Annotated in this window: 11 protein-coding genes; 3 read left to right on the forward strand and 8 right to left on the reverse strand. The window is 54.8% G+C overall.

Annotation, left to right across the window (positions count from 1 at the left end):
* Positions 1 to 36: 36 nt before the first annotated feature.
* From ubiU to P9J57_RS18410, 3 genes are all read left to right on the forward strand, one after another.
* Positions 37 to 1,032 carry a ubiquinone anaerobic biosynthesis protein UbiU gene (gene ubiU / locus P9J57_RS18400; RefSeq protein WP_210531450.1) on the forward strand — a complete coding sequence of 332 codons (996 nt, stop codon included), beginning with the start codon at positions 37 to 39 and terminating at the stop codon, positions 1,030 to 1,032.
* A gap of 9 nt (positions 1,033 to 1,041) precedes the next feature.
* Positions 1,042 to 1,926, forward strand: coding sequence for a U32 family peptidase (locus P9J57_RS18405; protein ID WP_022622356.1), 885 nt, complete (start codon positions 1,042 to 1,044; stop codon positions 1,924 to 1,926).
* Between the two features lie 112 nt (positions 1,927 to 2,038).
* Positions 2,039 to 3,049 carry a luciferase-like monooxygenase gene (locus tag P9J57_RS18410; RefSeq protein WP_013024359.1) on the forward strand — a complete coding sequence of 337 codons (1,011 nt, stop codon included), beginning with the start codon at positions 2,039 to 2,041 and terminating at the stop codon, positions 3,047 to 3,049.
* A gap of 91 nt (positions 3,050 to 3,140) precedes the next feature.
* On the opposite strand, the gene P9J57_RS18415 is transcribed toward P9J57_RS18410, so the two are convergent.
* The 8 genes from P9J57_RS18415 to infB all read right to left on the reverse strand — a co-directional run bounded on the left by P9J57_RS18415 (position 3,141) and on the right by infB (position 13,155).
* A complete protein-coding gene (locus P9J57_RS18415; RefSeq protein WP_014595165.1) occupies positions 3,141 to 5,033 on the reverse strand; it encodes a DEAD/DEAH family ATP-dependent RNA helicase in 1,893 nt (630 codons plus the stop codon).
* Positions 5,026 to 5,106: a protein YrbN gene (gene yrbN / locus P9J57_RS18420; RefSeq protein ID WP_100208641.1), complete on the reverse strand. Its 81-nt coding sequence runs from the start codon at positions 5,104 to 5,106 to the stop codon at positions 5,026 to 5,028. Before yrbN ends, P9J57_RS18415 begins: the two co-directional genes overlap by 8 nt.
* Before the next feature lie 104 nt (positions 5,107 to 5,210).
* The gene (gene nlpI, locus P9J57_RS18425) at positions 5,211 to 6,095 is read right to left on the reverse strand and encodes a lipoprotein NlpI (protein ID WP_013024357.1); all 885 of its coding nucleotides are present in this window, start codon (positions 6,093 to 6,095) and stop codon (positions 5,211 to 5,213) included.
* Between the two features lie 129 nt (positions 6,096 to 6,224).
* Positions 6,225 to 8,354, reverse strand: a complete 2,130-nt coding sequence (gene pnp, locus P9J57_RS18430) for a polyribonucleotide nucleotidyltransferase (RefSeq protein WP_014606747.1) — start codon at positions 8,352 to 8,354, stop codon at positions 6,225 to 6,227.
* A 306-nt stretch (positions 8,355 to 8,660) separates the two neighbouring features.
* Positions 8,661 to 8,930: a 30S ribosomal protein S15 gene (gene rpsO / locus P9J57_RS18435; protein ID WP_006121766.1), complete on the reverse strand. Its 270-nt coding sequence runs from the start codon at positions 8,928 to 8,930 to the stop codon at positions 8,661 to 8,663.
* 123 nt (positions 8,931 to 9,053) lie between these two features.
* Positions 9,054 to 9,998, reverse strand: a complete 945-nt coding sequence (truB, locus tag P9J57_RS18440; RefSeq protein ID WP_014595163.1) for a tRNA pseudouridine(55) synthase TruB — start codon at positions 9,996 to 9,998, stop codon at positions 9,054 to 9,056.
* Positions 9,998 to 10,405, reverse strand: a complete 408-nt coding sequence (gene rbfA / locus P9J57_RS18445; protein WP_483279347.1) for a 30S ribosome-binding factor RbfA — start codon at positions 10,403 to 10,405, stop codon at positions 9,998 to 10,000. The genes truB and rbfA overlap by 1 nt, the downstream gene beginning before the upstream one ends.
* Before the next feature lie 65 nt (positions 10,406 to 10,470).
* Entirely contained in the window at positions 10,471 to 13,155 is a 2,685-nt protein-coding gene (gene infB / locus P9J57_RS18450; RefSeq protein WP_013024353.1) for a translation initiation factor IF-2, read from the reverse strand.
* Positions 13,156 to 13,170: the final 15 nt, after the last annotated feature.

Raw genomic sequence — 13,170 nt, forward strand, 5'->3', positions numbered from 1 at the left:
GACTCGTGCTCCATCTGCATCACGAGAGGATTGAGTATGGAGCTGCTGTGTCCGGCCGGAAACCTGCCTGCGATACGAAGTGCGGTCGAAAATGGTGCCGATGCGGTTTATGTCGGACTGAAAGACGACACCAACGCGCGTCACTTTGCAGGATTGAATTTTACAGATAAGAAACTGCACGAAGCGGCGTACTACCTTCATCAGCATCGCCGTAAGCTGCACGTGGCGATCAATACCTTTGCACATCCTGACGGCATGCAGCGCTGGCAGCGGGCTATCAATGTGGCGGCAGACAGCGGTGCTGATGCGCTGATCCTGGCGGATATTGCAACGCTGGAATATGCCACCGCGCGCTATCCTCACATCGAACGTCATCTGTCAGTGCAGGCTTCCGCCACCAATCTTGAGGCCATTCGTTTTTATCATCGCCATTTCGATTTGCACCGAGTGGTGCTGCCGCGCGTACTGTCGATTCATCAGGTAAAACAGCTGGCGCGCAGTACACCGGTTCCGCTGGAGGTCTTTGCCTTTGGCAGCCTGTGCATCATGGCCGAGGGCCGCTGCTACCTCTCTTCCTGGCTAACCGGTGAATCGCCAAACAGTAAAGGCGCCTGCTCCCCCGCGAAGTTTGTTCGCTGGCAACAAACGCCGGCCGGCATGGAGGTGCGCCTTAATGACGTGCTGATCGATCGCTATCGCGCAGAGGAAAGCGCCGGCTATCCCACGCTGTGCAAAGGCCGTTATCAGGTTGACGACCAGCGCTATCACGTGCTGGAAGAGCCCACCAGCCTGAATACGCTTGAACTGTTGCCAGAGCTGATGCGGGCAGGCATTGCCTCCGTAAAAATCGAAGGCCGTCAGCGCAGCCCTGCCTACGTATCCGATGTCGCCCGCGTCTGGCGTCAGGCTATCGATCGCTGTCAAGCTCAGCCGGATAACTTTGAAGTGGCACAGCAGTGGATGAAAACGCTGGGGGCCCTGTCAGAAGGCACGCAGACCACCTTAGGCGCCTATCATCGTGACTGGCAGTGAGGAAAAACCATGAAATACTCTCTCGGCCCCGTGCTCTGGTACTGGCCCACCGCCACGCTGGAACATTTTTATCACCTCACTGCTGACAGCAGCGCTGACATTGTTTGTCTTGGGGAAGCCGTCTGCAGCAAGCGACGCGCCACGCCTTTTGCCGCCTGGATGGATTTAGCACGAATGCTGTCAGCCCGTGGGAAGCAGGTGGTCATTAGCACGCTGGCTTTGCTGCAATCCCCTTCTGAGCTCAAAGAGCTACAGCGCTATGTAGAGAACGGCGAGTTTATTATTGAGGCCAACGACCTGGGCACCGTGAATATGGCGGCAGAGCGCAAGCTGCCCTTCGTTGCGGGACCCACGCTCAATGTTTATAACGCCGATACGCTGCAGCTTTTAGTCAAAGAGGGCATGACGCGCTGGTGCTTGCCCGTTGAAATGCCGCGCGACTGGCTAGTGGAGCTGCTCCAGCAGTGTGAGACAAGAGGCATCCGCCAGCAGTTCGAGGTGGAGGTGCTGGGTTATGGTCATTTGCCGCTGGCCCTGTCAGCCCGCTGCTTTACAGCACGTTCGGAGAATCGCGCCAAAGATGCCTGCGAAACCTGCTGTATTCATTATCCCCATGGACGCCGGGTCCTCTCACAGGAATCGCAACAGGTTTTCGTCCTGAACGGTATCCAGACTCTGAGCGGTTACTGCTATAACCTGGGGAACGATCTGGTTGGTATGCACAACTATGTAGATATCGTGCGGTTGTCACCTCAGGATGAGGAAACCTTAAGCCTTATTGACCGTTTCCGCGCAAATGAAGAGGGGCAGGCCCCCCTGGATCTGACGAAAAATCGGGACTGTAATGGCTACTGGCGCAAGCTGCCGGGCATGGTTTTGCAGGCTGGAGACTGAAAGGCACATACAGGCAACATACGGCGAGTGTAAAAAGTTTTAATATGGCGGATGTTACGCAATACTTGATGGCGCAGGGTATGACACCTGCGCTATACACTCTGGAGTACTCATGTCTGAGAAAAAAAGCGTTCGCCTCTCCGTACTCGATCTTGCCCCTGTTCCTCAGGGCGCCACGCCTCGTGATGCGTTTCACCATTCACTCGCGCTGGCGCGTCAGGCTGAAGCCCTGGGATTCGAACGTTACTGGCTGGCTGAACACCATAATATGACCGGCATTGCCAGTGCCGCCACGTCTGTGCTGATTGGCTATCTGGCCGCGAACACCACAACGCTGCGTCTGGGTTCGGGCGGCATTATGTTGCCGAATCACGCGCCGCTGGTGATTGCAGAACAGTTCGGCACCCTGGCCTCGCTTTATCCCGACCGTATCGATCTGGGATTAGGCCGCGCCCCCGGCTCGGATCAGCGCACCATGCTGGCCCTGCGCCGCAACCTGTCGGGCATTCAGGCCGATACCTTCCCGGACGATGTCGCTGAGTTGATCGACTGGTTTGATGCGGAAGCCGGCGCGCAGCCACCTGTTCAGCCGGTGCCCGGTTTAGGCCTGAAAATTCCGGTGTGGCTGCTGGGTTCCAGCCTTTACAGCGCACAGCTGTCGGCCAAAATGGGACTGCCGTTTGCCTTCGCCTCGCACTTTGCACCGGACCAGCTGTTCCAGGCTCTGCATGTCTATCGCGAGAACTTTACGCCTTCAGCCCGTCTCGCCGAGCCGTACGCTACGGTGTGCATTAACGTGGTTGCCGCTGACAGCGAAAGTGACGCGCGTTTCCTGTTCACTTCAATGCAGCAGCAGTTTATTAATCTGCGCCGCGGCAAGCCGGGCCCGCTGCCTGCCCCGGTCCAGAACATGGACAGCCTGTGGTCGCCGTCAGAACAGTATGGCGTTCAGCAGGCGCTGAGCATGTCGCTGGTAGGGGATGTCGAGAAAGTGCGTCACGGACTGGCTTCACTGCTGCGTGAAACCCAGGCGGATGAGATAATGGTTAACGGTCAGATTTACGATACGCAAGCCCGTCTGCACTCGTTTAAGCTGGCGATGGACGCTGCACGCAGCCTGTAAATCAGCAGCCGCCCTTCTGGGATAAGCCAGAAGCAGGACAAAAAAAGGGAAGCCCGCAGGCTTCCCTTTTTATTACGACGATTTAGCTCGCTTACGCGTCACGACGACGTGGTGCAGCCGCACCGTCTTCACGACGTGGACCACGACCGCCTTCGCGGTTGAAGCTGCGTCCGCCTTCACGACCACCTTCACGGCGCTCAGAAGAGAAACGACGCGGGCCCTGACCTTCAGGACGTGCACCGCCGCCACGACGTTCGCCAGCACCGGCGCCAGGACGACGCTCGCCACGGCCACCTTCGTGCGGCTGAGCATCACCCAGCAGCTGCATATTCATTGGCTTGTTCAGAATACGCGTACGGGTAAAGTGCTGCAGCACGTCACCTGGCATGCCTTTCGGCAGCTCGATGGTGGAGTGCGTACCAAACAGTTTGATGTTACCGATGTAACGGCTGCTGATATCGCCTTCGTTGGCAATTGCGCCCACGATATGACGCACTTCAACACCGTCGTCACGGCCCACTTCAATGCGGTACAGTTGCATATCGCCAACGTCACGACGTTCGCGACGTGGACGGTCGCCATCACGGCTTTCGCGTGGACCACGTGCATCACGGCTCTCACGACGATCGTCACGCTCACGGAATTCACGACGCGCTGGACGTGGTGCATCAGCAGGAACGATCAGCGGACGCTCACCCTGTGCCATTTTCAGCAGCGCAGCAGCCAGCGTTTCGATATCCAGCTCTTCTTCAGGCTGCATCTTCGCCAGCAGCGCACGGTACTGTTCCAGATCGCTGCTTTCCAGCTGCTGCTGAACTTTTGCCGCGAACTTAGCCAGACGACGCTGACCCAGCAGTTCTGCATTTGGCAGCTCAACTTCTGGAATGGTCAGCTTCATGGTGCGTTCGATGTTACGCAGCAGACGACGCTCGCGGTTCTCTACGAACAGCAGTGCGCGACCTGCACGACCAGCACGACCGGTACGGCCGATACGGTGAACGTAAGATTCTGCGTCCATCGGAATATCGTAGTTAACAACCAGGCTGATACGCTCAACGTCCAGGCCACGGGCCGCAACGTCGGTAGCAATCAGGATATCCAGACGACCATCTTTCAGGCGCTCCAGCGTCTGCTCACGCAGTGCCTGGTTCATATCGCCGTTCAGTGCCGCACTGTTGTAACCGCTGCGCTCCAGCGCTTCAGCCACTTCCAGCGTTGCGTTTTTAGTGCGCACGAAAATGATCGCAGCATCGAAGTCTTCTGCTTCAAGGAAGCGAACCAGCGCGTCAGTTTTACGGCCGTAAGCCGTCCAGTAACTCTGGCTGATGTCTGGGCGCGTAGTCATGCTTGACTGAATGCGCACTTCCTGCGGATCTTTCATAAAACGCTTGGTAATACGACGAATCGCTTCTGGCATGGTGGCAGAGAACAGTGCGGTCTGATGACCTTCTGGGATCTGCGCCATGATAGTTTCAACGTCTTCGATGAAGCCCATGCGTAACATTTCATCGGCTTCGTCCAGCACCAGACCACGCAGGTTAGACAGATCTAACGTGCCACGTTTCAGGTGATCCAGCAGACGGCCTGGAGTACCTACGACAACCTGTGGTCCCTGGCGCAGGGCGCGCAACTGCACGTCATAACGCTGGCCGCCGTAAAGGGCAACCACGTTCAGACCGCGCATATGTTTAGAGAATTCGGTAACAGCTTCAGCTACCTGCACCGCCAGTTCGCGGGTCGGTGCCAGCACCAAAATTTGCGGTGCTTTAACAGTTGGATCGATGTTGTGTAACAGCGGCAGCGAGAACGCTGCAGTTTTACCACTCCCGGTCTGCGCCATACCTAATACGTCACGGCCCGCCAGCAGGTGAGGAATACACTCAGCCTGGATTGGGGATGGCTTGACATAGCCCATGCCGTTCAGTGATTCAAGGAGTTCGGCGTTCAGGCCAAGTTCTGCAAAAGTGGTTTGAATATCAGTCATGTAGTACACGTGCCTCGTTGATTGCGGCGGCCAGTCTACATAACTCGTCGTGAAAACTTTCAGTCATTTTCATCAAAAAGTGTGAACCGGCTCAAATTAGAAGTTTTGACGAACAGAAAAGCCCTCATCCCTGAAGATGATGACTTGACAGGTTTTACAGGCAAAAAAGTTCGTCAGCTATTGCTGGTCAGATTCTGATAAATCGTCTTGTGCCTGGCCGAGTTGCGCCAGTTCCAACAATGCGTATCGGTGTTCAACAAAGTTATTCACGTTGTTGGCAACCGCCAGTTTGAACAACGCTTCTGCGTTGTCCTTCTCCCCCAGACTTAGGTAATACTTACCTAAATAGAAGTTGGTTTCACTGAGATGTTCAGCGAGCGAGGTGTTATCCGTTGCGTCCGCCTTGAGACGTTCCATCAGTGTTGCTTCGCTGATGTCGCCCAGGTAGAACTCGACAATATTCCATCCCCATTGGTCCTTGACCGCTTTGTCGTAACGCTGCTTAAGCGCCACTTTTGCTTTGTCGGCATCCATCCTGCTTTCAACCAGGTAGAGCCACAAGCTGCGGAAAGGATCGTTAGGATCGTCTTGATAAAACGCCAGCAGATCATCTTGCGCTAACTTGTATCGACCGCCGTAATAGAGGGCGATACCACGATTTAAATGCGCATAGTTGTAAGTTGGATCAAGCTCAAGTACAGAATCAAACGCTTCATAGGCGGCATCAAAGTTGCCCGCCTGCGTTAAGTATATACCAAGATAGTTAAACACTTCTGGCATATCTGGTCTTATAGACAGCGCTTGCGAAAAATCGTTCCGCGCTAATGCCCTCAGACCCAAACTATCATACAACACTCCGCGCTCATATAACAGCTGTGCGCGTTCATCATCGGTAAGGGCTCGACTGGCAAGAATTTGTTCCATGCGAGCCAGAATCACTTCCTGTTGCAGTGTGGGCTGTAAAGGTACTGCAAGAACTTCGTTCTTACGCCAATTGGAGTTGCTGCATCCTGCCAGCGTCAAAGCTGTCGCAACAAAACACCAGCGCAAAAAAGGCTTCATTTCCCACTCCCGAATACAAACATTGGGACAACCATCCTGTTATCCGCCTGCTGTGCACAAGGATTCCCGCCCTCGCGATGACACAAAAGCCTCTCCCTGCCAGGCAAGGAGAGGCAAATCAGGAAAGACTTATTCAGCGTCAGGTGCGCTCTCAGCTGCAACAGCTTCAGGCTTGGTTTCTGTCGCTTCTTTGATGCTCAGACGTACGCGGCCCTGGCGATCGACTTCCATCACCTTCACCGGGACTTCCTGACCCATCTGCAGATAGTCAGTCACTTTCTCAACGCGCTTATCGGCGATTTGAGAAATATGCACCAGACCTTCTTTACCACCGCCGATAGCGACGAAGGCACCAAAGTCTACGATACGTGTGACTTTACCGCTGTAGATACGGCCCACTTCGATTTCTGCGGTGATCTCTTCGATACGACGAATCGCTTCTTTCGCTTTCAGACCATCGGTTGCTGCGATTTTCACGGTACCGTCATCTTCGATTTCGATGGTTGTACCGGTTTCTTCGGTCAGCGCACGGATCACAGAACCGCCTTTACCAATCACATCTTTGATCTTGTCTGAATTGATCTTGATGGTGTAAATGCGCGGTGCGAACTCAGAGATTTCCTGACGCGGCGTGCTGATAGCCTGTTCCATTACGCCCAGAATGTGCAGACGCGCACCTTTGGCCTGGTTCAGCGCAACCTGCATGATCTCGCGGGTGATGCCTTCAATTTTAATGTCCATCTGCAGCGCAGTGATACCTTCACGGCTACCGGCGACTTTAAAGTCCATATCGCCCAGATGATCTTCATCACCCAGGATGTCGGACAGGACAACAAACTTGTCGTCTTCTTTCACCAGGCCCATTGCGATACCCGCAACAGAGGCCTTGATTGGCACACCGGCATCCATCAGTGCCAGAGAGGCACCACAGACCGAGGCCATAGAAGAGGAACCGTTAGATTCGGTGATTTCAGAAACCACACGCACGGTATACGGGAAATCTTCAGCTTTAGGCATCACGGCCAGCACGCCGCGCTTCGCCAGACGACCGTGACCGATTTCACGACGCTTAGGCGAGCCCACCATACCAGTCTCACCAACGGAGTACGGAGGGAAGTTATAGTGGAACAGGAAGCTGTCGGTGCGTTCGCCCATCAGCTCATCCAGGTTCTGCGCATCGCGGGTGGTGCCCAGCGTCGCGGTCACCAGCGCCTGTGTTTCACCACGGGTGAACAGTGCGGAACCGTGTGTACGTGGCAGAACGCCCGTGCGCACGTCCAGACCACGGATCATGTCTTTTTCACGGCCATCAATACGTGGCTCGCCGTTCAGGATGCGGGTACGAACCACATTCTTTTCCAGGCTGTGAACGATATCGCCGATTTCGGCCGCATCGAGTGATTCATCTTCTGCCAGAAGCGCAGCAATGGTTTCGTCTTTAATGACGCCAACCTGGGTGTAACGCTCTTGCTTATCGGTAATGCGGTATGCATCGCTGATACGGGTTTCGGCCAGCGCCGCAACGCGTGAAATCAGTGCAGTATTTGCCTGCTCTGGCTGCCAGTCCCAACGCGGTTTGCCCGCTTCGGCAACCAGTGAGTTGATGTTTTCAATCACGATCTGCTGCTGATCGTGGCCAAACACCACCGCACCCAGCATCTGCTCTTCAGACAGGATTTCCGCTTCAGATTCCACCATCAGAACGGCGTTCTGTGTACCGGCAACCACCAGGTCCAGACGGGATGTTTTCAGCTCATCAGCCGTTGGGTTCAGTACGTACTGGTCATTGATATAACCTACGCGTGCCGCACCGATAGGGCCGTTGAAAGGCAGACCTGACAGCGCCAGGGCTGCAGAAGCACCGATCATGGCAACGATGTCCGGGTGAACCTGTGGGTTAACTGAAACAACGGTCGCAATAACCTGCACTTCGTTGACGAAACCTTCCGGGAACAGCGGACGCACCGGACGGTCAATCAGACGTGAAATCAGGGTTTCGCCTTCGCTTGGGCGACCTTCACGACGGAAGAAGCTACCTGGGATACGACCAGCAGCGTAAGTACGCTCCTGATAGTTAACGGTCAGTGGGAAAAAGTCCTGACCTGGCTTGGTTTTTTTCTGACCAACAACGGTGACAAATACTGCGGTATCGTCCATGCTCACCATCACGGCGGCGGTCGCCTGGCGAGCCATCATGCCGGTTTCCAGCGTGACGGTATGTTGACCATATTGGAATTTGCGTACGATCGGATTAAGCAAAATCAAAGTCCTTAACATCGGGGCAGTGCTATATTGAGCCTGCCATTGATTACCGATCCTCGTTGCATCCTCGCGACTAATGACAACCCTTAACCGCCCCTGCGGTAAAAGCCTCTCATTAGCCGCGCGAACCTCTGCAAACAAAGATCACACCCAACAACAATACATGAGTTTGCTCAGGATTGCTGCGCATTGCTCGAAAAAAGGGGCCATAAAGGCCCCCTTTTCATGAAACTCGCACAAATCAGATCGCCAGTCGGGTTTTAGCGCACTTAAGTGGCATCCCTGACGACCCGATTTTAAGACTTAGCGACGCAGACCGAGACTTTCGATCAGGCTGCTGTAGCGTGCAACGTCTTTACGCTTCAGGTAGTCCAGCAGCTTACGACGCTGAGATACCATGCGCAGCAGACCGCGGCGGCTGTGGTGGTCTTTCTTGTGCTCAGAGAAGTGGCCCTGCAGATGGCTGATCTGCGCGGTCAACAGTGCAACCTGAACTTCGGTTGAACCGCTGTCGTTAGCACCACGACCATATTTAGCAACGATCTCTGCTTTAGCTTCTACGCTTAGAGACATAATAAACTCCAGTTAAATGAATGTATGGGCGCCGATCTCTAATTCAGCATCCCGCTTTAAAGCCGCGCCATTCTACTCTTCGCCAGAGGGCAACGCAAATGCCCAACGCGGAAAGCGCACAACTTAATTCTGATACTCCACCACTAAACGGCGGGGAGCAATTCGGCCATCCTCGGCAATTTCAGCCATGCCGATAAATTTGCCCTCTTCACCTTCGGTGACGCGTACTAAGCCCTGGGCTGGCGCCTGACTGGCGTGAACCGGCTGCCCCTGCTTAAAGTACGCGGCGACATCGGATGAGACGTTAACCGCCGGATAATCGGACGCCGGGCTGTCCATTGGCAGAAGCAGCGGATCAAGGTGCTGCGCCAGATCTTCACCTGTCTCACTGGCGCGATGCTGCAGTGCCTGGAGCTGCTCCAGTGTGACCATCTTCTCAAACGGATAACGGGCAACCTGTACCCGGCGCAGCATGATGACGTGCGCACCGCAGCCAAGCTTCTCGCCCAGATCGTCAATAATGGTGCGAATGTAGGTGCCTTTGGAACAGTGGACGTCCAGCTCCAGCTCATTGCCCTGCCAGCGAATAAACTGCAGCGCATAAACGGTAATCGGGCGGGGTTCACGTTCGATGGTGATGCCTTCACGTGCGTACTCATACAGTTTTCTGCCCTGATGTTTCAGTGCAGAAAACATGGAAGGCACCTGCATGATATCGCCACGAAAACTGTCCAGCGCCGTGTCGAGTTCTGACTGAGTGAAGGTCACAGGACGAGTCTGCACCAGATTGCCGTCCGCATCGGAGGTATCGGTGCGTTCACCCAGGCGGGCAATCACACGATAGCGCTTATCGGAGTCCAGCAGATACTGAGAAAACTTGGTGGCTTCACCCAGGCAAATCGGCAACATGCCGGTGGCCAGAGGATCGAGCGCGCCGGTATGTCCTGCACGGTTAGCGTTGAAAATACGCTTGACCTTTTGCAGGACATCGTTGGATGACATCCCTTGTGGTTTATCCAGCAATAAGACGCCATGGACGTCGCGACCGCGACGACGAGGACGACTCATTACACCTCCTCGTCATCGTCCGTGGCCTCAGGACCACGACGCTCAACGTCTTTTTTCACCACGTTGGTGACGAGGTTAGACATGCGCATCCCTTCGATCAACGAGTTGTCGTAGAAGAAGGTCAGTTCCGGCACGATACGCAGGCGCATGGCTTTACCCAGCAGCGTGCGGATATAACCCGAGGCTTCTTTTAACGCTTTCAGGCCATTTTGTACGGCTTCTTCATCTTTATCATTGAGGAAGGTAACAAACACTTTGGCGTAAGCGAGGTCACGGGATACCTCAACGCCAGAAACGGTCACCATCATGCCCAGGCGCGGATCTTTAATTTCACGCTGCAGGATCATGGCTATCTCTTTTTGCAGCTCCTGCGAAACACGCTGCGGACGGCCAAATTCTTTCGCCATTTTTATTTCTCCCAAATAATTCGGGAGGCCAGCGGCCTCCCAAATTGCATCATTAACGCTAAGACTTAAGCGATAGTGCGTTTAACTTCAATCACTTCGAAGACTTCGATCATATCGCCGACACGAACGTCATTATAGTTCTTCACGCCGATACCGCACTCCATGCCGTTACGCACTTCGTTCACGTCATCTTTAAAGCGACGCAGTGATTCCAGTTCGCCTTCGTAAATCACCACGTTATCGCGCAGTACGCGGATTGGGTTGTGACGTTTGATATTGCCTTCCGTCACCATACAACCTGCCACTGCACCAAATTTCGGTGATTTGAACACGTCACGCACTTCAGCCAGACCGATAATCTGCTGTTTGTACTCTGGAGCCAGCATACCGCTCATCGCGGCTTTCACTTCGTCAATCAGGTTATAGATGACGGAGTAGTAACGCAGATCCAGGCTTTCAGCATCGATCACGCGGCGCGCGGACGCGTCAGCACGAACGTTGAAGCCCAGCAGGATAGCGTTGGATGCCGCTGCCAGCGTGGCGTCGGTTTCGGTGATCCCGCCTACGCCTGAACCGACAATCTTCACCTTCACTTCGTCGGTGGAGAGTTTCAGCAAGGAGTCGGAGATCGCTTCCACAGAACCCTGTACGTCAGCTTTGAGCACGATGTTCAGTTCGGACACTTCGCCTTCGGTCATGTTCGCAAACATGTTTTCCAGCTTAGATTTCTGCTGACGCGCCAGTTTCACTTCGCGGAATTTGCCCTGACGATACAGTGCCACTTCACGCGCTTTCTTCTCGTCACGTACCACGGTCGCTTCATCACCCGCTGCCGGTACACCGGACAGGCCGAGGATCTCAACCGGGATTGAAGGACCCGCTTCCATCACTTCGCGGCCCAGCTCGTCACGCATCGCACGGACACGGCCGTATTCGAAGCCGCACAGGACGATGTCGCCCTTGTTCAGCGTACCTTCGCGTACCAGCACGGTGGCAACCGGACCACGACCTTTGTCGAGGAACGATTCAATCACCACGCCGCTCGCCATACCTTCACGTATAGCGGTCAGCTCAAGAACTTCAGCCTGCAGCAGGATAGCATTTAACAGGTCATCGATACCGGTACCCGCTTTCGCAGAGACGTTAACGAACATGTTTTCGCCGCCCCACTCTTCCGGGATGATCCCGTACTGCGTCAGCTCGTTTTTAACACGATCCGGATCGGCTTCTGGCTTATCGCACTTGTTCACCGCAACCACTACCGGCACTTTCGCCGCTTTGGCGTGCTGGATAGCTTCAACGGTCTGTGGCATCACGCCATCATCTGCCGCGACGACCAGGATAACGATATCCGTTGCCTGCGCACCACGTGCACGCATCGCGGTAAACGCGGCGTGGCCCGGGGTATCCAGGAAGGTTACCATGCCGTTTTCAGTTTCGACGTGATACGCACCGATGTGCTGCGTAATACCGCCCGCTTCGCCAGAGGCGATTTTGGTCGAGCGGATATAGTCCAGCAGGGAGGTTTTACCGTGGTCAACGTGGCCCATGATGGTCACGACCGGCGCACGGGATTCCTGTGCGGCATCGGTATCACGATCGTCCATTACCGCTTCTTCCAGCTCGTTCTCACGACGAAGGGTCACTTTGTGGCCCATTTCTTCGGCAACCAGCTGTGCGGTTTCCTGGTCGATGACCTGATTGATGGTCGCCATGGCGCCCATTTTCATCATCGCTTTAATGACCAGTGAACCTTTGACGGCCATTTTGTTAGCCAGTTCGGCAACGGTAATGGTTTCGCCAATGATGACATCACGGTTAACCGCCTGCGCTGGCTTGTTAAAGCCCTGCTGCAGTGCGCTTGGTTTGCGATGCTTACCGCCTTTACCGCCACGAACCTGCGCACGCGCTTCTTCGCGGTCAGTTTTGGCTTCTGAATGCTTGTTGCCTTTTTTCACCGGACGGGCAGCTTTCGCACTGCGGGTACGGGCACGGCCTGCTTCAACCTGACGATCGTTCTCGTCTTCGGCCTGGCGGGCATGCGTAGAGGTGGTGACATGATAGTCGCCCTTATCCTCTTCTTCAGGCTTTTCCCATTCAGCCGCTTTTTCTACGGCTAAACGGCGGGCTTCTTCCGCAGCGAGGCGGGCAGCCTCTTCCAGCTTACGGCGCGCTTCTTCTTCCGCTTTACGCTTCAGTTCGGCGGCTTCCGCTTCACGACGTGCTTTATCGGACTGCGCGGCCTTGGTCACTTCGTCGGTAGGTTGATTAGTCACTTTCTCATTTTCCGCTGCTGCACGCTTGGCCTTTTCAGCGGCTTCGCGCCTGGCTTTCTCTTCGGCTTCACGTTGCGCTTTCTGTTCCGCTTCACGACGCGCTTGTTCAGCGGCCTCGCGTTGCGCCTGCTCTTCCGCTTCACGCTGTGCCTCAGCTTCCGCTTCTGCCTGAGCTTGCTCAGACTCTGCATCACCTTTCACGTACGTACGCTTTTTGCGGACTTCGATTTGCACCGACTTACTTTTACCCCCGGTGCCAGGAATATTCAAGGTGCTACGCGTTTTGCGCTGCAATGTCAGTTTGCCTGAACCGGCCTGACCATGCTTCAGGTGAGACAGTAAGGTTTCTTTCTCGTGCTGGGTCACCGCATCATTTTCAGACTTTGGGATCCCCGCATCAGCAAACTGCTGTACCAGGCGATCGACCGAAGTCTGAATTTCTGCTGCCAGCGATTTTACGGTTACATCTGTCATGCTGTTCCTTCCTGT

It is taken from the genome of Pantoea sp. nfd-35 (assembly GCF_056892255.1).